Source organism: Cellulosimicrobium sp. EB106-03-01-XG111, from assembly GCF_058792115.1.
In genome coordinates this window covers 38,232-65,082 of sequence record NZ_JBYTEQ010000028.1, presented here as the reverse complement: position 1 = coordinate 65,082, position 26,851 = coordinate 38,232, and the positions used below count along the sequence as shown (strand labels likewise).

The following is a 26,851-nucleotide window of genomic DNA, read 5'->3' as shown; positions in this document are numbered from 1 at the left end:
GGATCCGGGAGGATCCGGTCGCCGACCCCGTTCTCGTGCGGTGTCTCGGGCGGCGTCGTGCGTCAGCGCGCGCGGCGCTCCAGGCGGTCCATGTCGAGCAGGACGACGGCCCGCCCCTCGCGGCGGACCCAGCCGCGCGTCGCGAAGTCGGCGAGCGCCTTGTTCACGGTCTCGCGCGACGCGCCGACGAGCTGCGCGAGCTCCTCCTGCGTGAGGTCGTGCGCGACGCGGATGCCCTCGTCCGTCTCCTCGCCGAACCGGGTCGACAGGTCGAGGAGCGCCTTGGCGACGCGGCCCGGCACGTCGGAGAACACGAGGTCGGCCAGCGTCTCGTTCGTGCGGCGCAGCCGGCGCGCGAGGGCGTTGAGCAGGTGCTTCGCGACGCTCGGGTGCTTCTCGATCCACTCGACGAGCTGGTCGTGGCCGAGCTCGTAGATGACGGAGTCGGCGACGGAGCTCGCGGTGGCGGTGCGGGGGCCCGGGTCGAAGAGCGAGAGCTCGCCGAACATCTCGCCGGGGCCGAGGATCGACAGGAGGTTCTCGCGGCCGTCGTTGGAGCGGCGCCCCAGCTTGATCTTGCCGCTCGCGATCACGTAGAGGCGGTCGCCCGGCTCGCCCTCGCGGAAGAGCACGTCCCCGCGCGAGAGCTCGATCTGCTGCATCGACTCGAAGAGGGTGCGCGTCTCGTCCGCGTCCATCGTCGCGAACAGGGGGGCGGAGAGCACAACGTCGTCGTCCACGCGGGGTGTCCTATCGTCTCGTCCTCGGAAATGTTCCAGGACAAGTCTGCCCTACCGCTGCAACTCGGGTGTCAGGGGCGGCGGCTACGGTGGGTTTCGTGACCACCACCGAGCAGGCCCGCGCGCGGGCCCCGAAGCCCGAGTCGCACCTCGCGCTCGTGCGGCGCGCGCGCCGCACCAACCGTGAGCTCGCGGTCACCTACCCGGACGCGCACTGCGAGCTCGACTTCACCACGCCGCTCGAGCTGCTGGTCGCGACGGTCCTCTCGGCCCAGACGACGGACAAGCGCGTGAACCTCACGACGCCCGCGCTGTTCGCGCGGTACCCGGACGCCGCGGCGTACGCGTCGGCGGACCGGGCCGAGCTCGAGGAGATCCTGCGGCCCACGGGCTTCTTCCGCGCCAAGGCGCAGTCGGTCATCGGGATCGGCCAGGCGCTCGTCGAGCGGTTCGACGGCGAGGTGCCCGCCCGCCTGGAGGACCTCGTCTCCCTGCCGGGCGTGGGCCGCAAGACGGCGAACGTCGTGCTCGGGAACGCGTTCGGCGTGCCGGGGCTGACCGTGGACACGCACTTCGGCCGCCTCGTGCGCCGCCTGGGGTGGACCACGGAGGAGGACCCGGTCAAGGTCGAGCAGGTGGTCGGCGGGCTGATCGAGAAGTCGGAGTGGACCATGCTGTCCCACCGGCTGATCTTCCACGGTCGGCGCGTCTGCTTCGCGCGCAGGCCCGCGTGCGGCGCGTGCACGATCGCCCGGTGGTGCCCGTCGTTCGGCGTCGGCGAGGTCGACCCGGTCAAGGCGGCCGCGCTCGTCAAGACGAGCTGAGGCTCCGCCGGGTCACGCGCTCACGACCGGGCGGCCGCTCGGGTCAGCCCGCGGGCCGCTGCGTCGTGGGGAGCCAGTCCAGGAGCAGCTCCGTCACGGTGTCCGGTGCCTCCTCGGGGAGGAAGTGCCCGGCGTCGTCCACGACCTCGAAGCGGAAGTCCCGGGCGAGCGCCGCGCCGTCGGCGTCCGCGAGGTCGCGGCGCAGCAGACCGTCCTGCGCCGCGTGCACCTGGAGGGCGGGGACCTCCACCGGGTGGCGGAGCGCGGCGAGGAAGCGGCGCCCGTCGGGCCGGGGGGTGGAGCGCACGGCCCAGCGCAGCGACTCCATCGCCGTGTGCGCCGCGAACGGGATGCGCATGACGGTGCGGTACGTGTCGACGACGTCGGGTGCGAAGGGCTGCGCGGCGCCCGTCGCGAGCACGTCGGCCACGAGGTCGCCGCGGACGAGCGCGCGCTCGGGCAGGGTCGGTACCTGGTAGAACGCGAGCTGGCGCCGCGCGGCGGGCGTGAGCAGCCGCCGGGCCGACGTGTGCAGGCGGGCGGGGTGCGGCGCGGAGAACGCGGCGACCCCGGCCGTCACGGCGGGCTGGAGCGCGGCCATCGCCCAGGCGAGGCTGCCGCCGGTGCCGTGGCCCACGACGACCGCGCGCCCCGACCCGAGCGAGCGGATCACGCCCGCGATGTCGCGCGTGCGCGTCGGGGCGTCGTAGCCGATCGGCGGCTTGTCGGACGCGCCGACGCCCCGCACGTCCATGGCGGCGACGCGGTAGCCGGCGGCGGCCAGCGGCTCGAGCTGGTGCCGCCACGCCCACCAGAACTGGGGGAAGGAGTGGAGGAGCACGACGAGGGGCGGGCCGGGGTCCCGCACGCCGCGGTCCTCGGGACCGGCGAGCGCGACGTGGAAGCGGGCCCCGTTGGCCGGCACGAACTCGTGGCGCCAGGGGCCGTCGAGGAGCGCGGACGTGAAGTCGGAGGGGTCGGGCGTCACCCGGACGAACCTACCGGCGTCCCGGACCCGCTGTCCGCCGACGACGCGGCGTCCGCCCCGGCGGCGTCCGCCCCGCCCGGCTCCGCGGCCGCCGCCGGGCGGCGGTCCTTCGGCGGGTCGAACCGGTAGCCGACGTTGCGCACCGTGCCGATGAGCTGCTCGTGCTCCGGCCCGAGCTTCGCGCGCAGGCGCCGCACGTGGACGTCGACGGTGCGCGTGCCCCCGTAGTAGTCGTAGCCCCAGACCTCCTGGAGGAGCTGCGCGCGCGTGAACACCCGGCCCGGGTGCTGGACGAGGTACTTGAGGAGCTCGAACTCCTTGTACGTGAGGTCGATCGGGCGGCCGCGGAGCCGCGCGGTGTAGCCGCTGGCGTCGATCGCGAGCTCGCCCGCCGCGATCTCCTGCGGGCCGTCCTCGGCCGGTCCGCGCGCGGAGCGCTCGATGACGAGCCGGAGCCGGGCCTCCACCTCGGCCGGGCCGGCGCCCTCCAGCAGGAGGTCGTCCGCACCCCACTCGGCGGTCACCACGGTGAGCCCGCCCTCGGTGAGCACGAGCACGAGCGGGACCGTCAGGCCCGTGGCGTGCAGGAGCCGGCACGTGGTGCGGGCCGCGACGAGGTCGCGGCGTGCGTCCAGCAGCAGGACGTCGGAGTCCGGCGCGTCGACGAGCGCCGACGGCTCCATGGGCAGGACCCGGATGCGGTGCGAGAGCAGGCCGAGCGCGGGCAGCACCTCGACGGAACCGCCTGTCGCGGGGGTGAGGATGAGCAGGTCGGCCATCCGGCACCTCCTTCCGGGTCGCGGGGCGCGGGCGGCGCCCCCGGGCGTCGACGCGTGGCGACCGGGCGGGACGGACCTCTACGGGGCACGCCACGTCGTCGGCCACGTCCTCGGTCCGTGGACGGTTACCGTATCGCGTGCCGGCCGCGCGCACGGTGCGTGTCTCACATCGCGCGCGTCCGCTCTCCCCGGCCGGTGACAGCGCTGCCCGACGGCGGCGCGGCAGCCCGCCCGCGCGACCGCCGCTCGATCGCGGAGCGGGAGCCGGTGAGCGTCCCGCGGCGAGTCTCTGCGACACTCTGAGGCGTGCTGCACGACCCGACGCCCTCCCGCGACCCCCGAACGGGGCGCTGACCGCGTGGACCTCTCGACCCGTGCCGTCGTGACGGCATGCCTGGCGGCGGTCGTCGCCGTCGCCGCGTTCTTCGGCCCGCTGCCCCTGACGATCGCGTCGGGCGCGCTGGCTCTGGGCGTCGCGATCGGCTGGCCGCGGCTGCTCGACATCCCCGTCCACGGCGGGACCCGGGTCGTCATCGCGATCGCCGGGCTCGGCGCCGTGGCTGCGACCGCCGCGACGCACGGCGAGCCCGCGCTGCGCCACCTGCCCGTCGTGCTCGCGCTCTCCGTCGTCCTCGCGTTCGTGGCCGAGCTCCTGCGGCGCGACGGCCGTCCGCGCCTCGTCGAGTCGCTCATCGGCACGGTGAGCGGGATCGTCGTGGCGACGTCGAGCGCGGGCTGGATCGCCGCAGGCCGGACCGACGCCGGCGAGTCCCTCGTCGTGACGACGGCCGTCGCGCTCGCCGTGGCGTCCGCGGTGTCCGCGCTGCCGCTCGGCGGGTGGCTCAACGCCGCGCTCACGCTCGGCCTCGCGGTGCTCGCGGGCGGCGCCGTCGGCTACGTCATGCCCGACCTCGAGCTGCTGGGCGGCGTCTGGGCGGGGGTCGTCGCGGGCCTGCTCGTCGCGTCGCTGCACGCGCTCTTCGACCAGCTCCCCGAGCTGCGCGGCCGGCTGGGCGCGTTCTCGGCGACGGCTCTGCCCGTCGCCGTCGGCGGGACCCTGATCTTCGTCGTCGGCCGGGTGATCGTCGGGTGACGCCGTCGCCGCTCGCCGCCGTGCTGCTCGTCGTGACCCTCGTCGCGACGGCGGTGCTCGGCGTGTGGTGGCGGCGCCGCCAGGGCGTGGTGCGCGCCGCGCGCGAGGGAGCGGGCGCCGCATCGTCCGCCGCCAGGCCCGCGGCCGTCGACTGGGCGACGCACGGCGTCGCGCTCGCGGAGCGCCGCACGTTCGTCCAGTTCTCCGCCGAGCTCTGCGCGCCGTGCCGGGCCACCGCCCGGGTCCTGCGCGAGGTGAGCGCCGCGCACCCGGACGTGACGCATCGTGAGATGGACGTCGACGACCACCTCGACCTGGTGCGAGCATTCGGCATACTGCGCACGCCGACCGTCCTCGTGCTCGACGCGGAGGGCCGGGAGGTCGCCCGCGCGAGCGGGGGCATGAACCGCGCCCAGGCGCTCGCGGCGCTCGCCGTCGCGGGCCCGGGCGCGCAGCCCGCGAGCGTGCCAGGCAGCTGACCGCCGTCTCCGACGGCCCGACCGGAGGAGACCCGAGTGAGCGACCAGGCAGACCTGGAGGCCACCGTCACCGAGCCGGGCGGCGCGCCCGTCGGCATCGACCCGCGCGGGCCGCGCGCGGGGGCGGGCATGACGGCCGTCCTGCTCGCCGTGGTGATCCTGCTCTGGACGTCGCCCGCGGCGCTCGTGCTGCTCGCGGTCGTCGCGGCGAGCTTCTTGCTCGGTACCGTCCGCGGCGCGCAGGGCACGTGGCAGGCGGCCGTCTACCGGCTGGTCCTGCTCCCGCGCATCGGCCCGACGACGGAGCGCGAGGACCCGAGGCCGCCGCGGTTCGCGCAGGCGGTGGGCCTCGTCATCACCGCCGCGGGGGTCGTGCTGGGCCTGCTCGGCGTCGCGGGCGCCGTGCCGGCCGCGGCGGCGCTCGCGCTCGTGGCCGCCGTCCTCAACGCCGCGTTCGGCCTGTGCCTCGGGTGCGAGCTGTACCTCCTGCTGCGCCGGTTCGCGCCGGCCCGCTGACGGCCCGTCGCACCCCCGCCCGGCAGGCGAGCGGCTGCGGGCGCGGGAGCGCCCAGCAGCCGAGCGTCGGCTGGCGCGGGTCGGTCAGTAGACGAGCGCCTGGGCGCCCTCGCGCAGCGCCTCCTCGACGAACACCGCCGCCCCGGCGATGCGCACGCCGGGCAGGACGTCGTCGGCCGTGATCCCGCGGCGCGCCGCGCACTGCGTGCAGACCGTCACCGTGCCCGCGGCAAGGACCGCGTCGAGCAGGTCGGGCAGCGGCGCCGCGTGCTCGAGCTCGAGCTCCGCCGCGCGGCCCGGCACCCCGAACCAGGCCGCCTCGCCCGTGAGCCACACGCTCACCTCGACGCCCGCCGCGACCGCGGCGGCGGCGACGGTGAAGGCCTGGTTCGCGGCCTCGGGCCGGTCGAGCCCGGAGGTCGTCTTGACGACGAGCGAGCGGGAGCGGGGGGCGGCGGCAGGGAGCGAGGAGTCGGTCACGCGGCCGAGCGTAGCCCCGCGGGTGACCACGGCCACGGCGTGCCGGTGCCGTCCGGCCGGTAGGATCGCCCGCATGAGCCCGCACACTCTCGAGCTGATCTTCCTCGGCCTGCTCCTCGCGGCGACGGTGACCATCACGTGGTTCGCCGGGTACGTCGTCTACAAGCTCTTCAAGGGCCAGCGCTGACGTCGCCGCGCGGGGCCCGTCCCCGCGCGGGCGCCGCGCGCCGCCCGACTCCGAGAGGTGGTCGCTGATGCCGTTCGAGTTCCCCGAAGGCCTCGCTCCCGAGGTGTACCCGCTCGCCTGGCTCGTCGGGAGCTGGCGCGGCGAGGGCGTCGTGAAGTACCCGGGCATCGAGGAGACGCCGTTCGTCCACGACGTCGTGTTCGACCACGACGGCGGCCCCTACCTGCGGTACGAGTCGACGCTGCGCGTCCTCGACGCCGCGGTCCCCGAGACCGTGCCCGCGGAGGGCGAGTGGCCAGAGCGTGACGAGGCGACCCTCGACGCCGCGGCCGCCGCGTCGCCCGTCTGGTCCACGGAGACCGGCTACTGGCGCGTGTCGACCGACCGGCCCGAGGGTCTGGAGGACGACCGCCACCCCCTCGAGGTCCTGATCGCCGACCCGGCGGGCCGCGTGTCGGTGTACCTGGGCGCCGTCGGCAACGGCCGCGTGGACCTGGCGAGCGACCTCATCGCGCGCACGTCCACCGCGTCCGAGGTGACGGCCTCGAAGCGGCTCTACGGGTTCGTCGAGGGCCAGCTCCTGTGGGTGTGGGAATTGGCGGCCTTCGGTCAGCCGTTGCAGTCGTACGCGTCCGCGAAGCTGACCCGGCGCCCGTCGGCCTGACGCGCAGGCCACCGGGCAGCCCCGCAGGCCTGCCAGGACCGGACGCGTCGACGAAGGAGGACCACCCGTGACCACCGGTTACACCAGCCCGCTCCTGTCCCGCCACGGCGCCGTGCCCGCGACGGGCCCCGACGAGGGCGTCGCCTGGCACTACGGCGACCCCACCGGGGAGCAGCGCGCGCTGCGCACGGGCGGCGCCGTCGTCGACCAGTCGCACCTGGGCGTCGTCACGGTCACGGGCCCGGACCGCCTGAGCTGGCTGCACTCCATCACGTCCCAGGACCTCACGGACCTCGCGCCGCGCACCTCGACCGAGCTGCTCGTGCTCTCGCCGCAGGGCCACGTCGAGCACGCCGCGTCCGTCGTCGACGACGGCACGACGACCTGGCTCGTCACCGAGCGCTCGCACGCGGCCGACCTCGCCGCGTGGCTGGACCGCATGAAGTTCATGCTCCGCGTCGAGATCGCGGACGCCACGGACGAGTGGGCCGCGCTCGGCGAGCCGGTCGACGCGGAGGGCACCGAGGACGAGCCCGTGACCTGGCGCGACCCGTGGCCGCACGTCCTCGCGGGCGGCACGCGGTACGGGCCGCCCGAGGACGAGCACCCGGGCCGGGAGCGCCCGTGGCGGCTCGTGCTCGTCCCACGCGCGGGGCTGGCCGACGCCGTCGCGGCACGCGAGGCCGCCGGGTGGCGCCTCGTGGGCACGTGGGCGAGCGAGGCCGCCCGCGTCGAGGCGTGGCGCCCGCGGCTCGCGACGGAGGTCGACCACCGGTCGATCCCGCACGAGACCGACTGGCTGCGCACCGCGGTCCACCTGCACAAGGGCTGCTACCGGGGGCAGGAGACCATCGCGCGCGTGCACAACCTCGGGCGTCCGCCGCGCCGCGTCGTCATGCTGCACCTCGACGGCTCGGGGCACCTGCTGCCCGCACCGGGGGCCGACGTCACGCTCGACGGTCGCTCCGTCGGCACCGTGACGTCGGTCGCGCGCCACCACGAGCTCGGGCCGATCGCGCTGGCCGTCCTCAAGCGCAGCGCGCCGGTCGACGCCGAGCTCCTCGTCGAGTGCGACGGCGGCGCGATCTCCGCGGCCCAGGAGGTCGTGGTGCCCGGCGAGGGCGTGTCCGTCGACCGTCCGGCCGCGCGCGGCCCCGTCGGGCGCGGCGTCACGCCGCGCGGCGAGGGCGCACCCACGAGCATGCTGTGACGTCGGGGCCGGCGCGAGGGCAGTCCTCGGGTCCGGGGGCGGTCGACGTCGCCCGGACCGCGTGGCGCCGGCTCCTCCTGCGGGCCCGGATCCGGCAGGGCGCGTCGCGCGTGCGCGTCGCGCTGTGGCCCATCCTCCAGGCGTCGGCGGCCGCGGGCCTCGCGTTCGGCATCGCGCGGTACGGGCTCGGGCACACGGCACCGTTCTTCGCGCCCGTCTCGGCGTGGATCTGCCTCGGCTTCAGCCAGGACCGGCAGCTCCGCCGCGTCCTCGAGCTCGCCGTGGGCGTCGCGATCGGCGTCGGCCTCGGGGACCTCGTGGTCCACGCGATCGGGTCCGGCTGGTGGCAGGTCGCGGTCGTGCTCGCGGTCTCGGCGCTCGCCGCGCGCTTCATCGACCGGGGCGCGATGCTCACGACGCAGGCGGGGGTGCAGGCGATCGTCATCGTCGGGCTCCCGGCCGCGCAGGCGGGCGGCCCGCTCGGGCGGTGGACGGACGCGCTCGTGGGCGGCGCCGTCGCGCTCGCCGTCGCGGCCCTCACGCCCGGCGACCCCCGGCGACGACCCCGACTGCTCGGGTCCGAGGCGACGTCGGAGCTCGCGGGCGTGCTCGACGTGATCGCCCGCGGCCTGCGGGCGCGGGACCCCGCGGACCTCGATGCCGCGCTGGTCCAGGGCCGCGCGTCCGAGGGTGCGCTGGAGGAGTGGCAGTCGTCCGCGTCGTCCGCGCGCGAGCTCGCGCGCGTGAGCGCGGCGGGCCTGCGGCACCGCGACGAGCTGGGCGGGCTCGAGCGGCAGGCCGTCCTCGTCGACCGCGCGATGCGCAGCGTGCGCGTCCTGGCGCGGCGTGCGCGGCCGGTCGCGAGCAGCCCGGACGACCACGAGCTCGACGCCGTGGCGGACCTCGTCGGCCGGTTCGGCGCCGGGGTGCACGTGCTCGCCGAGGCGGTCGGCGCGGGCCGCGACCCGGCGGTCGCGCGCGAGGTCCTCCTCGAGGTGGCCCGCAGCGCCGACCCCCACGCGCTCGGCGACGGCGACTGGCAGGTGCAGTCGCTCGTGATGCTCGTGCGGTCGCCGATCGTCGACGCCCTGGAGGCGGCGGGCGCGACGCCCGAGCAGGCGCGCGACGCGCTCCCCGAGCTCTGAGCGCCGGCGCGGGGCGGGTGCGGGCGGGCCTGCGCTCGCGGCGCGCGTCACCTGGGCGCACCGGGTACGCACCGAGGGACGACGGGCCCCTGCACAGCGGCACCGCGGGCCGGTACGGTCGGGGGCATGGAGGTCCCTGTCAGCGCGCTGCGCGCCGAGCTCAAGTCGTGGATCGAGCGGGCCAGGGACGGTGAGGAGGTCGTCATCACCGAGCGCGGCGTCCCCGTCGCCCGGCTGACCGGCGTCGCGACGGCCGACCTCGTCACGGAGCTCGTGCGGGACGGCGTCCTGGTGCCCCCGGCGGGGGAGCGTCCCGTGCACACGGTGCCCGCGCCGGCGCTCGTCGCGGGGCCGGACGGGCCTCGCCCGGCCGGGCCGGACGGGTCGCGTCCCACCGACGGCGCCCGGGCCGCCCGCGGCGGCGGGGTCGCGGCGCTCGTGCGCCGGATCCGGCGCTGAGGGGCCCGCGGTGGCCCTCGTCTACTTCGACGCGAGCGCGCTCGTGAAGCTGTGCGTCCCGGAGGCCGGCTCCGCGCTGGCGAGCCGCCTGTGGAACCGGGCGGACGTCGTCGTCACGAGCCGCCTCGCCGACGTCGAGGTCCGCGCCGCGCTCGCCGCGGGGGCCCGCGGCGCGGTGATCGACGGCCCGGCGCACGCCCGTGCGCTCGGCACCTGGGACACCCTGCGGCCCGCGCTGCACGTGGTCGAGGTGTCCGGCGCGGTCGCCGACCGCGCGTCGCGCCTCGTCTCCGCGGGGTCGATGCGCAGCAACGACGCGGTGCACGTGGCGAGCGCGCTCGCCGTCGCGCACGACGACACGGTCGTGGCCGCGTGGGACCCCCACGTCGTCACCGCGGCGCGTGCCGCCGGGCTGCGCGTGGTGCCGTGGCCGCTCGTCAGACCGTAGGCTCGTGCCCGTGGGAATCTTCGGGTCGCTGCAGTGGATCGTCTACCTCCTCCTGTCGCTGGTCGTGTTCGGGACGCAGCTCTTCGCGCTCGTGGACGCCCTCCGGCGGCCTGCGAGCGCCTTCACGGCGGAGGGCAAGCTGAGCAAGCCGATCTGGCTCGCGATCCTCGGCGTCGCCGCGGCGCTCGGCTTCCTCTCGATCCCCCTCGGCGGCGGGATCAACCTCGGCTTCATCGGGATCATCGCGGTCGTCGCGGCGATCGTGTACCTCGTCGACGTGCGCCCGCGCCTCCAGCCGTACGGGAACGGGCGCGGCAACGGGTCGTCCGGCCGGCCGGGCGGCTGGTGAGCGCCGCGGTGACCGACGGCGTCCGCACCGGGGTCGCGCGCGCCGCCGTCCCGCTGGCCGAGGTCGTGCGCGGTGACCTCGTCGAGTCCGTCCACACGGGCCACCTCGTGCTGCTGGACGCCGACGGAGGCACGCTCCTCGAGCGCGGCGACGCCGGTACGGTCATCTGGCCGCGCTCGAGCGTCAAGCCGTTCCAGGCCGTCGCGACGCTGCGGCACGGGCTGCGCCTTCCGCCGCGCCTCCTGGCCCTCGCCGCCGCGAGCCACGACGGCGAGCCCGAGCACCTCGCCGGGGTGCGCGAGATCCTCGCGGGCGCCGGGCTCGACGAGTCCGCGCTGCGCAACACCCCCGACCTCCCGCTGCACCCGCCCGCCGCGCTCGCGTGGCAGGAGGCGGGGAACGGCCCGTCGTCGATCACCCAGAACTGCTCCGGCAAGCACGCGGCGATGCTCGCGACGTGCGTCGTGGCGGGCTGGGACCCGCGCACGTACCTGGAGCACGACCACCCGCTGCAGGTCGCGGTCCGGGAGACCGTCGCGGAGGCGACGGGCGTCGCCGTCGAGCACGTCACGGTCGACGGCTGCGGAGCGCCGCTCTTCTCGACGAGCGTGCGCGGGCTCGCGCGCGCCTTCGGGCGGCTCGCCGCGGCCCCGCAGCACGACCCGGGTTCCCCCGAGGCCGAGGTCGCGCGCGCCATGGCGGCGTTCCCCGAGATGGTGGGCGGCACGGGGCGCGACGCGACGCTCGTGATGCGCGCCGTGCCCGGCCTGGTCGCCAAGGACGGGGCGGACGGGGTGTACGGGGCCGCGCTGCCCGACGGCCGTGCGCTCGCCCTCAAGGTGCTCGACGGCGCGTCCCGACCCCGGCCGGCGGTGCTCGCCGCGGCGCTGCGACGACTCGGCGCCCTCGACGTCGCGGGGGCGGACGGGCCGGCGCTCGACGCGCTCGGCGACGTGCCGGTCCTCGGTGCGGGGCAGCCGGTGGGCACGGTCCGCGCGGTGCTCGACGAGGCCGCGGCGGACGCCCTGCAGGACGTCCCCCAGGACCCTGCGCCCGTCACGGTGCGGCACGCCGACGGGGGACGGCCGTGAGGGCCGTCGTCCAGCGCGTGACGCGCGCGAGCGTGCGCGTCGTGGCCGACGACGGGACGGCGGAGGTCGTCGGCGCGATCGACCGGCCGGGCCTCCTCGCGCTCGTCGGCGTCACGCACGACGACGGCGACGCGCAGGTCGAGACGATCGCGCGCAAGATCGCCGAGCTGCGGATCCTCGCGGGGGAGCGGTCCGTGCTCGACGAGGGCGCGCCCGTGCTCGTCGTCAGCCAGTTCACGCTCTACGCGGACACGCGCAAGGGCCGGCGTCCGTCGTGGAACGGCGCGGCGCCCGGTCCCGTCGCGGAGCCGCTCGTCGACGCGGTCGTCGATGCGCTGCGCGCCCGCGGGGTCGAGGTCGCGACCGGGCGGTTCGGCACGCACATGGCGGTCGACCTCGTCAACGACGGCCCGGTCACGCTGATCCTCGAAGCCTGACACCGTCGTCGTACGGGCTGTCCCGTACGGGGCCCGCGTACGCAGGACCGCGTACGCCGCGCGACGTGCGTGACGCGAAGAGTGTGGGAAGCACGTAGTCCCCCCGCGCCCGCCCGCGGCTACGGTCGCTGACGTCAGCCGGTCGCTCAGGCCCCGCAGGAGGCCGCACCGCCGCGCGTCCGCGCGGGTCGGCGACCGACCTCGTCGACGAGAGGTTCTCTCGATGCACCGTCCTCGCCCGTCCGCCCCGCGCCGCGCCCGCGCCACGCGCGCGGCCGCCGGCGTCACCGCCCTCGCGCTCGCCGCGAGCGGTGCCGTCGTCGCCGCGACGACCGCCGCCGCGTCGCCCGCCCACCTGACCGCCACGACGGCGGCCACCGCCCCGACGCCCGACTCCCCGAACGGCGACGCCGCCCTCAACGGGTACCGCAACGTCGGCTACTTCATGTCCTGGGCCCCGGAGAACTACGGCTACACCGTGCGCGACTTCGTCGAGTCCGGCCAGGCCGAGCAGATCACCCACGTGAACTACGCGTTCGGCAACATCCACCCGACCGACCTCACGTGCTTCCTCGCGGACGCCCCGGGCACGCCCGAGCCGGGCGGGAACGACGGCGCCGGTGACGCGCAGGCCGACTTCGTGCGGGCCGTCTCCGCCGAGGACTCCGTCGACGGCGTCGCGGACACGGCGGACCAGGCGCTCGCCGGCAACTTCAACCAGCTCCGCAAGCTCAAGGAGCAGCACCCCGACACCAAGGTCCTCATGTCGCTCGGCGGCTGGACCTGGTCGAAGTTCTTCTCGAAGGCCGCGGCGACGCCCGAGAGCCGCGAGAAGTTCGTCGCGTCGTGCATCGACCTCTACATCGACGGCAACCTGCCCGTGATCGACGGCCGCGGCGGCCCCGGCGCGGCCGCGGGCCTGTTCGACGGCATCGACGTGGACTGGGAGTGGCCCGGGGCGCCCGACTGGTCGCAGCACCCCGAGAACCACGTCGACCCCGTCAACGACAAGGCGAACTTCACCGCCCTCCTCGCCGAGTTCCGCAAGCAGCTCGACGAGCGCGGCGCCGCGCGGGGCGAGGACTACCTGCTCTCCGCCTACATCCCGGTGAGCCCCACCGTGGTGAACGCCGGCTGGGACGCCCCGACGATCTTCGACTACCTCGACTACGGCAACATGCAGGGCTACGACCTGCACGGCGGCTGGTCGCCGAACCTCGCCGGGCACCAGGCGAACCTCCACGACACCACCCAGCCGGGCACGATCTCGCTCGAGGACGGCATCGACCTCTACCTGTCGCGCGGCGTCGACCCCGCCCAGCTCACGCTCGGCATCCCGGCGTTCGGCCGCGGCTGGTCCGGCGTCGAGGCCGGCGACTCGAACGGCGCCTGGCAGCCCGCCGCGGGCGTCGCCCCCGGCACCTACGAGGCCGGGAACAAGCAGTACTTCGAGCTGCGCGACCACGGGACCGAGTACTTCGACGAGGCCAGCGGCGCCTCGTGGCGCTACGACGGCGACCAGTGGTGGAGCGTCGACACGCCGCGCGCCGTCGCGTTCAAGGCGTCGTGGATCACGGAGAAGGGGCTCGGCGGCTCGATGTTCTGGGACCTCGCGGGCGACTACGAGGACGAGCTCGTCGGCACGGCGGCCGACGTCTACCGCGCGGCTCCGGCCGGTCCGGTCGACCCGAGCGCGCCGGGCTCGTGCTTCCCGGGCTGGGACCGCGGCACCTCCTACGTCGGAGGGCGCGTCGTCGCCCACGAGGGCGTGAACTACCGCGCCGCGTGGTGGGTCCGCACGAACGTCCCGGGCACGGAGAAGTGGTACCCGGCCTGGCGCGTCGTCGGCACCTGCGCCTGACCTGAGGGTGCGGTGCGCGGCCTCGGCCGCGCACCGCACCGTCCGGCGCTCAGCGCAGCCAGCCGCGGCGCTTGATGTACGCCAGCGGGATGACCGCGGCGACGAGCGTCACCAGGACCGTGAGCGTGAACCCGTACGGCCGGTCGAGCTCGGGCATGTGCGTGAAGTTCATGCCGTAGAACGACGCGATGAGCGTCGGGGGCAGGAACACCGCGGTGATGATGGTGAAGACCTTGACGATCTGCGCCTGCTTGACGTCGAGCGACGTCATGATCGCCTGCTGCAGGTAGCGCACCTTGTCGTGCTCGAACCCGGCGTGCTGCTTCACGCCGTCGACGTCCGCGACGAGCGTCTCGACGAGCCCCGCGAGCACGGGGTCCGAGTCCGCGATCTCGCTGCGCAGGTGCCGCGCGGCGCGCGCGAGCGAGAGCTGGGACTCCTGGGCGCGCGACACGATCTCCTCGGCGCGGTTCATGCGCGTGATCGTGTCCTGCATGTCGCTCACCCCGATCTCCCGGCCGCGCGAGTCGACTCCCCGCGTGGCCTCGTCGATCTCGTCGGACATGTCCTCGAGCAGGTCGCTCGCGTAGGACACGACGCGGTCCGCCGCCTCGTTGAGCGCGTAGAGCAGCGCGTACGCGACGCCGTACGACGAGCCGATGAGCCACGGCGTGCGGCGCATGCGGGCGATCGCCTTGTCGAAGACGGCGTAGTGCCGCTGCGGCTGGGCCGTCACGACGACGTCGGCGGACAGGGCGAGCACGATGCGCTCGTCCACGACCCGGTCGCCGTCGCGCCGGGTCGCCGTCACCGGCAGGTAGACGTGCGCGTCCGTCTCCCAGACGCGCCCTCCGGCGGCCGCGAAGTCGACGCCGTGCTCGGCCGCGCGGGCCGCGGACTCCGGGTCGCCCACCGCGACCTGCACCCAGCGCGAGCGCAGGACGCGCGGGTCGAACCGGGGCGCGCCGTCGCCGTGCGCGCGGGCGTGCAGGTCGAGCCCGCCGCGCGCGGGGGCGGGCAGGCGGGTCTCCGTCCGGGGAGCGAGGCCCGGGGTCTCGGGCAGCATCGTCGTCATCACGCACCGCCGGCCGTGAAGTGCGCGGTGAGGAGCGCGGCGCAGATGAACAGGTAGAGCCCCACGGTGAAGGAGATCGACTGCCGTTCGAGGTTCGGCCGGCGCGCGCGGCGCCGCTCCTCGCGCGGGGCGCGCAGGGGCGTCCGGGCGGGGCGCGTCCGCACCGGGGTCGCGGCAGGGGTGGCGGCGTGCGTGGTGGCGGGTCCCGTGGCAGGGGAACGCTGGGTCATGGTGGTCGTCCTTTCCGGCGGGCGGACGGCACGGGCGCGGCCACGGCGGGCGGCGCGGGTGCGTCGGCGGGGGAGGTCCGGCGGCGCGCGCGAGGCGCGCGCGGAGCGCACTGGCGACCTCCCCGCGCGGGACGGACGACGGCCGAGGACGCAGGGGACCTGCGTCGGCCGGGCTCAGGCGTCGGGTCGCGAGCCACGGGGGGTGAGCGCGCAGTGCACGGATCTATGACTGCTGCCGTCAGGCATGGGGCTCACCTCGCTCTCGTGGCGGCGGCGCCGTGGGCGCCGCACCCGGGTCGGGACGCACGAGGGTCGTGGCCGCGACGGGGATCGAGGCCAGGCTAGCCCTCCGGGCAGCGGGCAGCAACCGCCGAGGTGCGGGCGTCGGCCCAGGTGGCGACCGTGTGACGAGCGGGAAACGATGAGGTGATCCCTTGTTTACGGAGGGTTGTTAACATTTCATCCGGTCGACGGGCGACGAAGCCCCCGGACGGAGGGTCCCGACATGTCAGAACAGCAGGACTACATGGTTCCCGAGCCGGTCCGTCGCGCGGACTCGCGGTTCGCACGACGGCTCGAGCGGCTCTCGTCCCGCGCGCAGGAGGTCGACCGCGCGCTCGCCGCCGTGAGCGAGGGCAAGGGCGGTCTCGTGTGGACCGCCGAGCACGGCATGGGAGCGAGCGCGACGCTCGAGCTCGTGTGCGAGGCGGTCGCGACGCACGAGTTCGCGCAGCCGACCGTCACGCTCCGCTGTCGCCCGCCCGCGGGCGTCCCCGCTCCCGGGTCGGCCGTCGTCTCCGTCGTGTCGCAGGTGTCGCAGCTCGCGGGCGGCGTGGTCCCCGAGCGGCTCACGCGGGTCCTCGAGCCGGTCGACCCCGGCTTCGGCTACCTCCCCGAGGTGGCGGCGGTCGCGCTCGCCGAGCTCCTCGTCGCGACGTTCGACGGCGCGACCGTCGTCCTCGTCGCCGACGACCTGCACCTCCAGGACGAGCTGAGCCGGTCGGTCCTCGCGAGCCTCGTCGCGCAGCGGCACGCTCCCGTCGTCCTGCTCGGGACCGCGCCGGCGGGTGCGCTCGACCCGTCCGTGGGCCCGTTCGAGCTGCGCGCGGTCCCGCCGCTCGCGCCCGCCGACGCGCTCCACCTCCTGCTCGTCGAGCGGCGGCTCGCCGTCGCGCCGCACGTCGCGGCGCGGCTCGCGCACCTCCTCGGCGGCAACGCCGCGGCGATCACGCAGACGGCGGCGCTGCTCACCCCCGAGCAGCTCTCGGGCGGGTCGATCCTGCCCGACCCGCTGCCGGCGGTCCCCGCCGTCCGGTCCCTCTTCGCCGACCGGCTCGCCGCGCTCAGCGAGGCGGAGCGTCAGGCGCTGCTCGTCGCGGCGGTCGCCGTCGTCGACCGCACGGAGCTCGTGCTGTCCGCGACGGGGCTCGCGATGGAGCAGGTCCTCGACGGCCCGCTCGCTGAGCACCTCGTCCTCGCGGGGGGCCGCTTCGCGTTCGTCGACCCGCGCATGCGCTCGCTCGTGCACGCGGACGCGCGCCTCGCCGAGCGCACGGCGGCGCACGTCGCGCTCGCGGAGGCGCACCGGCGCGCGGGCGAGGAGGACGTCGCGGTGTGGCACTCGGCGCTCGCGACCCTCGTCGGCGACCCGGCGCTCGTCCCCGGCCTCCTGCGCATCGCACGCCGCCACCTCGACCGCGGCGACGTCGTGTGGGCGCACGAGGTCGCGCGCGAGGCGGCGAGCCAGGCGGGCGCCGAGCACCGCGCCGAGGCGTTCGCGATCGCCGGGGTCGCGGCCCTGCGGTCGGGCCACGTGCAGGATGCCGCCGACTGGCTGCGCAAGGCCTCGCGGAGCGGGGACGACGCGTTGCGCGCGTGCACGCTCGGCCCGCTCGTCGCGGCGCTCACGCTCGCCGAGGGCCAGGTGCCCGACGACGTCCTGTCGCCCTACCTGCGCGGGGGCCGGCCGGACGGCCTCCCCGCGGACGCGGTCGCCGGGGTCGTGACGGGCGTGCTCACGGCGGCGCGGCTGCACGCCGAGCGGGGCGACGGCGTGAGCACGTCCCAGCTCCTCGACACCGCGACGTTCCTCGCGTCGTGGTGCGAGGACGACGCGACCCCGGCCCGCCTCGCGCTCGCCCGCTCGTGGGCCGCGGTGTTCGGGGTGGGGGAGCGCGGCGTCGTGCCGGACGTCGACCTGGGCCCGGACCACGAGGCCGCGCTCCAGGTGAGCCGGGCGCTCGGTCTCGCCGCCGACGACCGGCTGGACGACGCCGCGCAGACGCTCGCGAGCGTCGTCGCCTCCCTGGCCCCGGTGCGCGACGGCGGCCGGTGGTTCGACGGTCCGGACGCCGCCCTCACACCGCTCGCCGAGGCGCACGTCCGGCTCGCGCAGGCGCTCGTGCACCTGTGGCGCGGCACCCTCACGCGCGCCGCGGACGAGCTCGCGGAGGCCGCGTTCCGGCTGCCGCTCGGACTGCCCTTCGCGGGGATGGGCGTGGCCGCCGCGCGTCGGCTCGACATGATGACCCGGGGCGTCGTCGGGCCCGTCGCGACGGCGCTCGAGGAGACGTGCGCGAGCCCGACGTCGCGGCCCGTGCGCCTCGGCCTGCTCGTGGACCGCGCGATGGGCGCCGCGTTCGCCCACCACGTGACCCAGGCCGCGACGCTGCTCGAGCTCGCCGCGGAGCGCGAGCGCCCCGACAGCGCACGCATGCTGCCGCTGCCCGGGCTGGACGACGTCGAGGCGTGGGTCGTCGCCGGGCGCCACGACGCGGCGCAGCGCGCGCTCGCGCGGCGCCGGGTCGACGCCAAGGAGCTCCCGCCGTCGCTGCGGTCGGCGACGCTCGTGCGCGCCGACGTCTCGCTCGCCGCGCCCGAGGACCTCACCGCGCCGCTCGAGCGGGCCACGCGCGTGAACCGCACGACGGCGTCGCCCTACGAGCACGCGCGGACGGACCTGTGCGCCGCGCGCGCCCTCGTCCGCGCGGGCGAGCTGCAGCGCGCCCACGGCCTGTTCCTGTCCGCGATCGAGCTGTTCGACGACGCGGGCGCGGACGCCTGGACGACGATCGCGCTCGACGAGCACGCCGAGGTGGTCCGCCTCCTCGGCGGCCCGGTGCCCGAGGACCTGACCGCCGCGGTGCCCGGTCTGCCCGGTGTCCCCGGCGTCCTGGGCGGCGGAGCCGTCGGCCCGGCCGGGACGTGGCCCCATGCCGCGCGGGTCGCCGGCCTGCCCGCCGCGGCACTCGGGGTCGCGCGCGCCGGCGCCGAGGCGCAGGCCGCGCTGCGCACCGCCCCGCCGGACGCGTGCCGGCTCGCGGTGCGCGAGAGCGACGTGACGGACGAGGCGCTCGCGGAGCTGCGGGGCCGGTGGGCGGACGAGCTCACGGAGCGCGAGCTCGACGTCGCGCTCCTCGTCGTCCAGGGGGCCTCGAACCGGGAGGCGGCGGACCAGCTGTACCTGTCCGTGCGCACCGTGGAGGTCCACCTCGGGCGAGTGTTCCGCAAGCTCGGCGTGCGCTCGCGCGTCGAGCTCACGGTCCTGGCGCACCGCGTGGGCCGCTGAGCTCGGGGCACTTCGGGTGTACTTGTTAGTCTCTGACCTAGTTTGTCCTACGGGTCTTCCCCTACGCCGACCGCGCGGACGCGCCGCGAACACTGCGGGAAGCGCGGATCACGCGCGGGGTCCGGCGTGGCTACGTTCGGGGAGACCTGAGGGCAGGGCGGCCCCGAGCACGACGCCGCCGCAGCTCCCCGCACGAGCACGAGGCAGGACCCATGGACGTGTCCCTCTCCACCCGACCACCGCGCCCGGCCCGGCGGCGCGGCGTGCGCCTCGCGGCGCTCGCGACGGCGGCCGCCCTCGTCGGCGGCCTCCTCGCGGGCGTCGCGCCGGCGCAGGCGGCGCCGACCGCCACGACGGCGGTCGGCAACCCCGGCGACAGCGACGTCAACGGCTACCGCAACGTCGGCTACTTCACCCAGTGGGGCGTGTACGGCCGCGCCTTCCCGCTCAAGAAGGTGCAGGACTCCGGCGCGGCCGCGGACCTCACCCACATCAACTACTCGTTCGGCAACATCCACCACCAGAACCTCACGTGCTTCATCGCGAACAAGGCGCAGGGCACGGGGCCGAACGGCTCCGACGGCGCGGGCGACGCGTGGGCCGACTTCGGCATGGGCTACACGGCCGCGAACTCCGTCGGCGGCGTCGCCGACGCGTGGGACCAGCCGCTCGCGGGCTCGTTCAACCAGCTCAAGCAGCTCAAGGCGAAGAACCCGCAGCTGCGCGCGCTCATCTCGATCGGCGGCTGGACCTGGTCGAAGAACTTCTCCCGCGCGGCGGCGACGCAGGCGTCCCGCGAGAAGCTCGTGTCGTCGTGCATCGACCTCTACATCAAGGGCAACCTGCCCGTGATCGACGGCCGCGGCGGGCCGGGTGCGGCCGCCGGCGTGTTCGACGGCATCGACATCGACTGGGAGTGGCCGGGCTCGAACAACGGCGAGGTCGGCAACTCCGTCGACCCCGTGAACGACCGCGAGAACTTCCGGCTCCTGCTCGCCGAGTTCCGCAAGCAGCTCGACGCGTACGGCGCGCAGACCGGCAAGCACTACCTGCTCTCGGCGTTCCTGCCCGCCAACCCGGCCGACATCGCGGCCGGCGGCTGGAACGACCCGCGCATCTTCCAGTCCCTCGACTACGGCAACGTGCAGGGCTACGACCTCCACGGCGCCTGGGACCCGGCGCTGGCCGGCCACCAGGGCAACCTCTACGACGACCCGGCCGACCCGCGGGCCGCAAGCCGCCAGTTCAGCGCGGACAAGGCCGTCCAGGAGTACCTCCGCGCCGGCGTCGCCCCGAGCCAGCTCGGCCTCGGTCTCGCCATGTACGGCCGCGGCTGGAAGGGCGTCACGTCGTCGCAGCCGTGGTCGGCCGCGAACGGGGCGGCCCCCGGCACGTGGGAGGCGGGCAACGAGGACTACGACAAGCTCCGCACGCGGGGCCAGGACTACTACGACCCGACGACCGTCTCCGCCTGGCGGTACGACGGCGACCAGTGGTGGAGCTACGACAACGCCCGGTCGGTGGCGGCCAAGGCCGAGTACATCGACCGCCTGAACCTGGGAGGCGCCATGTGGTGGGACCTGTCCGGCAACCACGACGGCACGCTGCTCGGCGGCTTCACGGACAAGGTCCGCACCCTGCCGGCCGGTCCCGTCGACGGCACGAGCGGCCCGACGAACCCGCCCACCAACCCGCCGACCAACCCGCCCACGAACCCGCCGACGAACCCGCCGACGGACCCGACGGCCTGCGTGGCCGCGTGGTCGGCCGCGACCGTCTACACGGGCGGTGCGACGGCGTCGTTCGAGGGCAAGAACTACCGCGCCAAGTGGTGGACCCAGGGCGACCGGCCGAGCGCGGGCGGCCCGTGGGAGGCGACGGGCACGTGCGGCGGGACCACCCCGACGACCCCGCCGACGACGCCGCCCACGAACCCCCCGACCACGCCGCCCACGACGCCGGGCACGTGCACCGCGCCGGCCTGGTCCGCGACCGTGGCCTACACCGGGGGCGCGACGGTCTCCTACCAGGGCCAGTCCTACCGCGCGAAGTGGTGGACGCAGAACAACGTCCCGGGCGCGGAGCAGTACGGCCCGTGGCAGGCCCTCGGCGCGTGCTGACGACCTGCCGGACCTCCTGACGGGGGACCGCCGGGGCGGCCCGCGGGTACGGGGAATCCCGTACCCGCGGGCCGCCATCGTGTGGTTCTCCCGCATCTCGACCAACCCTCGCGCTCGTTAGCGTGAAGGGGCCGACGAGGACCTCCGCAGCCCTCCCCAGTGGGTTGCGGGGCTCCTCCGACCGTGAAAGGCGGTCAGCGTGCCCGTGCGTCACCGAACGACCCGACCCCGCACCTCCCGTCCCCTCCCGCCGTCCGCGGCCTCCGCCCTGCCCGTCGCCCTGACGGCCGTGCTCGGCGCCGCGCTCCTCGCGGGCTGCACGAGCGGCTCCGCCGACGCCGGGGCGACCGTGGACGGCGGGTCGGGCCCCGCCCAGGCCGAGGACCACGGCTCGCACGGCGACCACGCCGACGCGGGCAAGGTGCCCGTCGGCCCCCTCCAGCTCCCCGGCGCCGACTACTGGTCGGTGCTCCAGCCGGCCGACGGCGTCACGCAGGTCCGGGCGGGCGGGTGCCCCGAGGACGCCGCGTGCCCGAGCTTCGAGGTGCTGACCGGTGCGGCGCTCGACGGCGTCGACCCCGCGACGGCGCTCCTGCCCGACGGCGCGACGTGCCCGGGCACGGACGCGCTCGCGGCCCGCGCGGTCGGCGACCCCGCCGAGTCGGACGTCGAGGTCGCCGGCACGCCCGCGACGCTCGCGCGCTGGACGCTCTCGTGCGTCGACGCCGCGGGGGCCGAGGTGCGGACCGTCGAGCAGCTCCAGTGGTACGTGCCCGACGCCCCGGGCGGTGCGGTGCTCGTCGTCGACCGCTGGGCGTTCGAGGGTCTCGAGTCGCGTCTCGCCGCAGGGGGCTGGGCGTCCGCCTGACGGCGACCTGCCCCCGGGCACCACGACGGCCTCGCACCCGGGAGGGTGCGAGGCCGTCGTCGTGCGCCCGGCCGTGCCGGCGGCCGGGTCAGCTCTTGCGCGCGCGGCGCGTCAGCAGCACGACCGCGGCGCCCACGGCGGCGAGCCCCGCGGCGACGGCGGCGTACAGGCCCACGGTCGCGCCCGTCGTCGCGAGCGACGAGGACGACGAGCCGGTCGCGACGGTGCGCGAGACCTGGGAGGCCGTCGTGGTCGTCGTCGGGTTCCCCTGCCCGGGCGGGTTCGTCGCACAGCTCGGGGACGACGGCGGGTAGTCCACGCTGACGACCGTCTCGGGGTTGACCTGGAAGAGCACCTGGACGCTGGGACGCACCCAGTCGAACTCGTCGCCCTCGACCCACTGGCCGTCCACGAGGCTCCAGCCGGGCCAGTCGGCGCCGCGGCCGTCCGCCCCGACGACGGCGCCGGGCCACAGGACGCGGCCCTGCAGGGGGAGGCCGGACTGGACGACGTTCTCGCCGCCCGGGTTGAGCCACGTGATCGTCGCGGTGTCGTTGTCCGTGCCGGTGACGGCGATGGCGTACTCGAGGTACGGGACGTCCCCGTCGCAGACGGGGGTCAGCGTGGTGAGCTCGATCGTCGGCTCCGGCACGTACGTGTCGTCCTCGGCGGCTCCCGCGACCGGTGCGGCGAGCAGCACCACCGTCGCGGCTGTTGCGGTGACGGCCAGCGCGCGGCTCCCGGCGCGGCGTCCTCCCGACGTCTTCATGGTGATTCCTGTCCGTGGGCGGGAAAGGCTGTTTGTGGAGAGGGAGCCGTGCCCCGAGGTCCCTGATACGTGCAGGTGCCACACGTGCGCGAGGTGTTTCCGTCCTGCCAGGCTAGCGAGGCGGGCGCCCGAGTTGGACGCTTGTCCAGGGTGAAAAAGGGGCGGTGCGCGGAATCGTGACGGCGCCGTGACGCGACCCGCCGCGGCTCAGCCGCAGGGCGCGACGTCGACCGTGCGCAGGCCCGGCTGGGTGGTCGTGGGCGTGCTCCACACGTCGAGCGAGGTCGCGGCGGCGGTCCCCGCGTCCCGCGGCGTCGTCGTCGTGAACGACAGGGTCGTCGACTGGCCGGGCGCGAGGTCGACCATCGCGGAGAGCGCGCCGCGGCCCGCGACGTCGCCGGGCTGCGCCGGGAGCGGGGCGTCGTCGCGACGCAGGCCCGACACCTGCCCGTCGCGCGGCGGGTAGAGCACGACGAACGTGCGCGTGACGCCCGGCTCGACGCCCGCCGTGCCGCCGCCGGTGACGTACCAGGGCAGGCTCGTCGCGGCGTCGGCCGGGGCGGACGACGCGAGGTCGACCTCGAACGTGTCCACGCGGCCCGCGGCCGTGCACGTGCTGCCCGCGAGGCGCACGTCGCTGCCGAGGTAGACGCCCATCTTGCCGCCGGTGCCGTCGTTGAGGAACACGCCGACCGAGCCCGCGGCCTGGTCGGCGGTGTCGATGTCGCCCGCCACGACCGTGCCCGCGAGACGCTCCTGCTCCGCCTCGTGCGCCGACCACAGCAGCACGCGGTGCTCGTCCGCGCCGCGCACGAGCGCGTCCCGCGCGACGGCCGGGTCGGCCCCGCCCGCGAGGAACTCCTCCAGGACCTGGGCCGCGACCGCCGCGAAGAACGTGTCCGTCTGCTCGCCGGGCTCGAGCTCGGCGTACGCGTCGGAGAGGAGGGTCTGCACGACGTTGCCCGCGTCGAGGTCGACCGCGCCGCCGTCGACGTCGACGGTCACCGGGCCCGTGGCCTCGAGCAGGTAGGAGAGCGCGACGGGGTCGGTCGCGACCACGCCGTCGACCTGCTCGCCCTGCGCGCGCTCCCACATCGTCGACGCGAGCGCCGCGGTCGTGGGGAAGTCCGGCGTCAGCGGGGTGTCCTGGAGGTAGCGGCCCACGCGGTCCGTGAAGAGCTCCTCGACCCCGGGGTCGAGGGGCAGCACCGGCTCGTCGAAGGACGGGAAGCCGACCGTCGAGGCCTGCCGCTCCAGCGTCACCCTGCCCTGGTCCGCCGAGATCACCGCGAGCGCGCCGGGGATCCCGCCGGCGGCGCGCAGCTCGGCGTTGTTCAGCGCGAGGACGAGGTAGCGGCGCGGGCCGTCGGCGCCGAGCATCGCGGGCGCGAGCGCCGTGAGCCGGTCGGCGGTGCGGACCACCGGGCGCAGGTCGTCGGTGCGCGCGACGAGCGCGGCGTACGGGTCGGCGACCTCCGCGTGCAGCGCGTCGCGGTCGACGGTGGCGAGGCGCGCGTCGATCGCGTCGAACGCGTCGGCGGCGCGCGCCACGGTCGGCGCCGCGGCGACGAGAGGTGCGAGGTCGACGCCGTCGCCCGTGAGCGCGAGCCCGTCGCCCTCGACGCTGCCGAGCGTCTGCGTGAGGGACGGCAGCACGACGGCCGCGAGGTCGTCCGCCGTCGCGGCGGCGACGGAGAAGGCCCGCACGTCCTGCCCGTAGACCGGCAGGTGCGCGGCCAGCGACCACAGGGGACCGTCGGTGTGCGCGCGTGCGGACGCGGTGAGGGGCTGGACCCGCTCGAGCGCGGCGTCGGCGGCCGCGACGTCGCCGTCCCGGAGCGCCTCCTCGGCGGCGGGGACCTCGTCCAGCGCGCGCGTCAGGGCGTCGCGCGCGGCGAGCGCGTCCCGGGCGAGGAGCCCCACGCACACGACGAGCCCGACCGCGAGCAGGATGAGACCCCAGCCCAGCCAGGCCGCCCGGCTCCGCCGACGGCGGGGGTGGCGCGGCGGGGCGTCCCGCTCCGTCGTCGTCATGCCTTCAGCGTAGGGGCCGGGGATGGCAGGATCGGGGCCGTCGCGGGTGAGGTTCGGGTGAACCGCGGGGCGTGCAAGGAACGCGCGCCCCGGGACACAGAGCGGTTGACAGCCCGCCCCGCCGACGAGGAGCCGCCGTGACGACCGACGAGGGCAGTGCCGAGACCACCGAGGCCGCCGTCCACGACGAGGCCTGGTTCGCCGCGCTCTTCGCCGCGCACGCGACACCGCTGTACCGCTACTTCCGCCGGCGCCTGCCGAGCGCCGTCGGGGGCGTCGCCCCGGACGCCGACGACCTGACGGCCGAGGTCCTCGCGACTGCGTGGCGGCGTCGCGACGACGTGCCCGACGGCGCCGAGCTGCCCTGGCTGTACCGCACGGCGGGGTTCCTCCTCGCCAACCACCGCCGCAAGGCGCGAGCCCTGCCCGTGGCCGAGGTGCCCGAGCGCCCGGACGACGGGGCCGACGTCGAGCACGTCGTCGTGCAGGACGACGAGGTGCGCCGCGCGCTCTCCGCGCTGTCCGACCGCGACCGGCGCATCCTGCTCCTGCACGCGTGGGAGGGGCTCGGCGGGGCGGACCTGGCCGCCGTCCTCGGCACGTCGCGCGGGGGGGCGGACGCCGCGCTGTCCCGGGCCCGCGCGCGCCTGCGCACGGCGTGGGCGGAGCAGTCGGCGCTCGCGCAAGAGACCGGCGCCTGAGCACACATCACGGGTAGACCCGACCGGCCGCACCTGCGCGGTACGGCCCCTGCGGTACCTGGAGGGCGACATGACCACCCGAACCCCCGAGCAGCCCGACGACGCGGACCTGGAGCGCCTGCGCGCGGCCGACCCGGCCGCGGACGCGACCCCGGACGCCACGGCCCTGGAGGCCGCGGTGCGCGACCGCGTCCCCGAGGCGTTCGCCCGCCCCGCGACGACCGGCCCGGGCGCCGCTCCCGCGGAGCTCTCGGCCGCGGCCGGCCTCGCCGGGGCGGACGGCCCGACGGCCGCGCTCGTCGACGAGCTCGCCGAGCGCCGCGCGCGCCGGCTGCGCCGTCGGGCGCCGCTCCAGGTGGCGGCGGCCGTGGTAAGCGCGCTCGTCATCGGGACGGGCGGCTACGCGCTCGGCGCCGGCGAGTGGGGGACCGCGGCGGGCGACTCCGCCGCGGAGAGCACGGCGCTCGCGCCGATCCGGCTCAGCAGCGCGGACGCGCCCGCGTCGGCCGACGCGCCGGCGGGGGCGGACGCCTTCGCGGGCGGTGCCGCCACCGAGGAGGGCCTCGCCGCGAGCTCCCGCGCGACCGCCGACATGGCCTATCCCGGGGGCTGGGGCGGGCGCACCGTCTTCCACGCCGAGGGGCTGTCGTCGGACGGCGCCCGCGCGGACGCGTGGGCCTACGACGCGGCGGGCGTGTTCTCGCAGGAGACGGCGCGCCGCGTCGCCGACGCCCTCGGGGTCCCGGGCGAGGTGCGCGAGGAGTACGGGTCGTACGCGGTCGGCTCGGCCGACTGGACGGGACCCACGGTCTCGCTCCAGCCGGACGGCCTCGCGAGCGTGAGCTTCAACGACCCGGCCAAGGACCCGTGGGGCTGCGTCGTCGTGACGCCGATGCCCGCCGAGGAGGGCGACGCGGTCAGCCCGTCGACCGAGCCGGGCACGTGCGAGGAGGCCGACCACGGCGCCCCGCCGAGCGGCGCCGAGGCCGGCGACCGGCTGCGCGAGGTGCTGGGGTCCCTCGGCCTCGATCCCGAGGGCTACGAGATCGTCGCGGAGGAGCAGCCCGTGGACCAGGGCGCCCCGCGCGCGACGACGGTGACGGCGGCCGAGGTGGTCGACGGGCAGCGCACCGGGACGCAGTGGAGCGCGACGTACTCGGGTGCGGGGCTCGCGTCGCTCTACGGGAGCCTCGCGCCGCGCGTCGCGATCGGCGCGTACGACGTCGTCAGCCCGGCCGAGGCGGTCGAGCGGCTCGGCGACCCACGGTTCGGCGGGGGCGGGATGATCGCGTGGGCCCGCGAGGACGTGCAGTCCCTCCCGGAGACCGCGTCCGAGCCCGAGGCCCCGACGGTCCCGCCCACCGTGGGGGAGGGGGCGCGGTTCGCCTGGCCCGTCACGGACGTGACGATCACGGACGCGCGCCTGGGCCTCGCGGTGCAGTACCAGCCGGACGGCGCGGCCGTGCTGCTGCCCGCGTACGAGCTGTCCGACGCGGACGGGAACGTCTGGTCGGTCGTGGCCGTGGTGGACGACCAGCTCGACTTCACGCCCGCTGCCGGGTGACGGAGCACGACCCGGCGGTCGGTATCGTGATACCGACCGCCAGGTCGGCTTCGCCTGCGCGCTTTTGCACGTTGCAAGCATCCGAGGTCACGAAAGTGGCCACGCTTTTGATTGACCACCGACAAAAGTGTGGTTAGGGTCGCAGCAGACCGAGCGCCACCGGGTCGGAGAG

26 protein-coding genes are annotated in these 26,851 nt (G+C 76.2%); 18 read left to right on the top strand and 8 right to left on the bottom strand.

Going from position 1 to position 26,851, the window contains the following annotated elements:
• Window positions 1-62: 62 nt before the first annotated feature.
• Window positions 63-740: a Crp/Fnr family transcriptional regulator gene (locus AC3WT4_RS18705; RefSeq protein ID WP_021481784.1), complete on the bottom strand. Its 678-nt coding sequence runs from the start codon at window positions 738-740 to the stop codon at window positions 63-65.
• 98 nt (window positions 741-838) lie between these two features.
• On the opposite strand from AC3WT4_RS18705, the gene nth reads away from it, so the two are divergent.
• Window positions 839-1,564, top strand: coding sequence for an endonuclease III (nth, locus tag AC3WT4_RS18700; protein ID WP_492316194.1), 726 nt, complete (start codon window positions 839-841; stop codon window positions 1,562-1,564).
• A 43-nt stretch (window positions 1,565-1,607) separates the two neighbouring features.
• On the opposite strand, the gene AC3WT4_RS18695 is transcribed toward nth, so the two are convergent.
• Together AC3WT4_RS18695 and AC3WT4_RS18690 are read right to left on the bottom strand one after the other, a co-directional pair.
• Window positions 1,608-2,552, bottom strand: a complete 945-nt coding sequence (locus tag AC3WT4_RS18695; RefSeq protein WP_257418509.1) for an alpha/beta fold hydrolase — start codon at window positions 2,550-2,552, stop codon at window positions 1,608-1,610.
• The gene (locus AC3WT4_RS18690) at window positions 2,549-3,331 is read right to left on the bottom strand and encodes a winged helix-turn-helix transcriptional regulator (protein ID WP_074802975.1); all 783 of its coding nucleotides are present in this window, start codon (window positions 3,329-3,331) and stop codon (window positions 2,549-2,551) included. Before AC3WT4_RS18690 ends, AC3WT4_RS18695 begins: the two co-directional genes overlap by 4 nt.
• Before the next feature lie 358 nt (window positions 3,332-3,689).
• Here AC3WT4_RS18690 and AC3WT4_RS18685 point away from each other — a divergent pair, with 358 nt between their 5' ends.
• The 3 genes from AC3WT4_RS18685 to AC3WT4_RS18675 are packed head-to-tail and all read left to right on the top strand — an operon-like array spanning window position 3,690 to window position 5,419.
• Window positions 3,690-4,424 carry a hypothetical protein gene (locus AC3WT4_RS18685; RefSeq protein ID WP_043654716.1) on the top strand — a complete coding sequence of 245 codons (735 nt, stop codon included), beginning with the start codon at window positions 3,690-3,692 and terminating at the stop codon, window positions 4,422-4,424.
• A complete protein-coding gene (locus AC3WT4_RS18680) occupies window positions 4,421-4,903 on the top strand; it encodes a thioredoxin family protein (protein ID WP_492316193.1) in 483 nt (160 codons plus the stop codon). The genes AC3WT4_RS18685 and AC3WT4_RS18680 overlap by 4 nt, the downstream gene beginning before the upstream one ends.
• A gap of 36 nt (window positions 4,904-4,939) precedes the next feature.
• On the top strand, window positions 4,940-5,419 hold the full coding sequence (locus AC3WT4_RS18675; RefSeq protein WP_492316192.1) for a DUF4395 domain-containing protein: 480 nt from the start codon (window positions 4,940-4,942) through the stop codon (window positions 5,417-5,419).
• 84 nt (window positions 5,420-5,503) lie between these two features.
• Here AC3WT4_RS18675 and AC3WT4_RS18670 read toward each other — a convergent pair whose 3' ends face one another.
• Window positions 5,504-5,899, bottom strand: coding sequence for a DsrE family protein (locus AC3WT4_RS18670; protein WP_074804171.1), 396 nt, complete (start codon window positions 5,897-5,899; stop codon window positions 5,504-5,506).
• A 254-nt stretch (window positions 5,900-6,153) separates the two neighbouring features.
• On the opposite strand from AC3WT4_RS18670, the gene AC3WT4_RS18665 reads away from it, so the two are divergent.
• The 9 genes from AC3WT4_RS18665 to AC3WT4_RS18625 all read left to right on the top strand — a co-directional run bounded on the left by AC3WT4_RS18665 (window position 6,154) and on the right by AC3WT4_RS18625 (window position 13,750).
• A complete protein-coding gene (locus AC3WT4_RS18665) occupies window positions 6,154-6,750 on the top strand; it encodes a heme-binding beta-barrel domain-containing protein (RefSeq protein ID WP_074802965.1) in 597 nt (198 codons plus the stop codon).
• A 67-nt stretch (window positions 6,751-6,817) separates the two neighbouring features.
• Window positions 6,818-7,960 carry a CAF17-like 4Fe-4S cluster assembly/insertion protein YgfZ gene (gene ygfZ / locus AC3WT4_RS18660; protein WP_255179613.1) on the top strand — a complete coding sequence of 381 codons (1,143 nt, stop codon included), beginning with the start codon at window positions 6,818-6,820 and terminating at the stop codon, window positions 7,958-7,960.
• Window positions 7,957-9,105 carry an FUSC family protein gene (locus AC3WT4_RS18655; RefSeq protein ID WP_083384555.1) on the top strand — a complete coding sequence of 383 codons (1,149 nt, stop codon included), beginning with the start codon at window positions 7,957-7,959 and terminating at the stop codon, window positions 9,103-9,105. The genes ygfZ and AC3WT4_RS18655 overlap by 4 nt, the downstream gene beginning before the upstream one ends.
• A 126-nt stretch (window positions 9,106-9,231) precedes the next feature.
• Entirely contained in the window at window positions 9,232-9,564 is a 333-nt protein-coding gene (locus tag AC3WT4_RS18650; RefSeq protein ID WP_074802959.1) for a type II toxin-antitoxin system prevent-host-death family antitoxin, read from the top strand.
• 10 nt (window positions 9,565-9,574) lie between these two features.
• Window positions 9,575-10,012, top strand: a complete 438-nt coding sequence (locus tag AC3WT4_RS18645) for a type II toxin-antitoxin system VapC family toxin (protein ID WP_074802956.1) — start codon at window positions 9,575-9,577, stop codon at window positions 10,010-10,012.
• A 10-nt stretch (window positions 10,013-10,022) separates the two neighbouring features.
• Window positions 10,023-10,361 carry a DUF2516 family protein gene (locus AC3WT4_RS18640; RefSeq protein WP_286185721.1) on the top strand — a complete coding sequence of 113 codons (339 nt, stop codon included), beginning with the start codon at window positions 10,023-10,025 and terminating at the stop codon, window positions 10,359-10,361.
• Window positions 10,358-11,452, top strand: a complete 1,095-nt coding sequence (locus tag AC3WT4_RS18635; RefSeq protein ID WP_492316191.1) for an asparaginase — start codon at window positions 10,358-10,360, stop codon at window positions 11,450-11,452. The genes AC3WT4_RS18640 and AC3WT4_RS18635 overlap by 4 nt, the downstream gene beginning before the upstream one ends.
• Window positions 11,449-11,889 (top strand): D-aminoacyl-tRNA deacylase, encoded by a 441-nt coding sequence (gene dtd / locus AC3WT4_RS18630; protein WP_492316190.1) that lies wholly within the window; start codon window positions 11,449-11,451, stop codon window positions 11,887-11,889. The genes AC3WT4_RS18635 and dtd overlap by 4 nt, the downstream gene beginning before the upstream one ends.
• Before the next feature lie 223 nt (window positions 11,890-12,112).
• Window positions 12,113-13,750 carry a glycosyl hydrolase family 18 protein gene (locus tag AC3WT4_RS18625; RefSeq protein ID WP_492316189.1) on the top strand — a complete coding sequence of 546 codons (1,638 nt, stop codon included), beginning with the start codon at window positions 12,113-12,115 and terminating at the stop codon, window positions 13,748-13,750.
• A gap of 49 nt (window positions 13,751-13,799) precedes the next feature.
• Here the strand turns inward: AC3WT4_RS18625 and AC3WT4_RS18620 are convergent, their stop codons facing one another.
• On the bottom strand, window positions 13,800-14,825 hold the full coding sequence (locus tag AC3WT4_RS18620) for a CorA family divalent cation transporter (RefSeq protein ID WP_108047806.1): 1,026 nt from the start codon (window positions 14,823-14,825) through the stop codon (window positions 13,800-13,802).
• Entirely contained in the window at window positions 14,825-15,055 is a 231-nt protein-coding gene (locus AC3WT4_RS18615; RefSeq protein WP_492316188.1) for a hypothetical protein, read from the bottom strand. Before AC3WT4_RS18615 ends, AC3WT4_RS18620 begins: the two co-directional genes overlap by 1 nt.
• Before the next feature lie 505 nt (window positions 15,056-15,560).
• On the opposite strand from AC3WT4_RS18615, the gene AC3WT4_RS18610 reads away from it, so the two are divergent.
• The 3 genes from AC3WT4_RS18610 (at window position 15,561) to AC3WT4_RS18600 (ending at window position 21,611) form a co-directional block, all read left to right on the top strand.
• Complete coding sequence (locus tag AC3WT4_RS18610) at window positions 15,561-18,623, top strand: LuxR C-terminal-related transcriptional regulator (protein ID WP_492316187.1); 3,063 nt, start codon at window positions 15,561-15,563, stop codon at window positions 18,621-18,623.
• A gap of 212 nt (window positions 18,624-18,835) precedes the next feature.
• Complete coding sequence (locus AC3WT4_RS18605) at window positions 18,836-20,743, top strand: glycosyl hydrolase family 18 protein (protein ID WP_492316186.1); 1,908 nt, start codon at window positions 18,836-18,838, stop codon at window positions 20,741-20,743.
• A 199-nt stretch (window positions 20,744-20,942) separates the two neighbouring features.
• Window positions 20,943-21,611: a hypothetical protein gene (locus AC3WT4_RS18600; RefSeq protein WP_492316185.1), complete on the top strand. Its 669-nt coding sequence runs from the start codon at window positions 20,943-20,945 to the stop codon at window positions 21,609-21,611.
• Between the two features lie 88 nt (window positions 21,612-21,699).
• On the opposite strand, the gene AC3WT4_RS18595 is transcribed toward AC3WT4_RS18600, so the two are convergent.
• Entirely contained in the window at window positions 21,700-22,380 is a 681-nt protein-coding gene (locus tag AC3WT4_RS18595) for a peptidase (RefSeq protein ID WP_492316184.1), read from the bottom strand.
• Between the two features lie 207 nt (window positions 22,381-22,587).
• Entirely contained in the window at window positions 22,588-24,414 is a 1,827-nt protein-coding gene (locus AC3WT4_RS18590; RefSeq protein ID WP_108051278.1) for a DUF4012 domain-containing protein, read from the bottom strand.
• A 137-nt stretch (window positions 24,415-24,551) separates the two neighbouring features.
• Between AC3WT4_RS18590 and AC3WT4_RS18585 the strand changes: the two genes are divergently transcribed.
• Together AC3WT4_RS18585 and AC3WT4_RS18580 are read left to right on the top strand one after the other, a co-directional pair.
• Window positions 24,552-25,115, top strand: a complete 564-nt coding sequence (locus AC3WT4_RS18585; protein WP_492316183.1) for an RNA polymerase sigma factor — start codon at window positions 24,552-24,554, stop codon at window positions 25,113-25,115.
• 70 nt (window positions 25,116-25,185) lie between these two features.
• A complete protein-coding gene (locus AC3WT4_RS18580) occupies window positions 25,186-26,679 on the top strand; it encodes a hypothetical protein (RefSeq protein ID WP_146177699.1) in 1,494 nt (497 codons plus the stop codon).
• The last annotated feature ends 172 nt before the right edge of the window (window positions 26,680-26,851 follow it).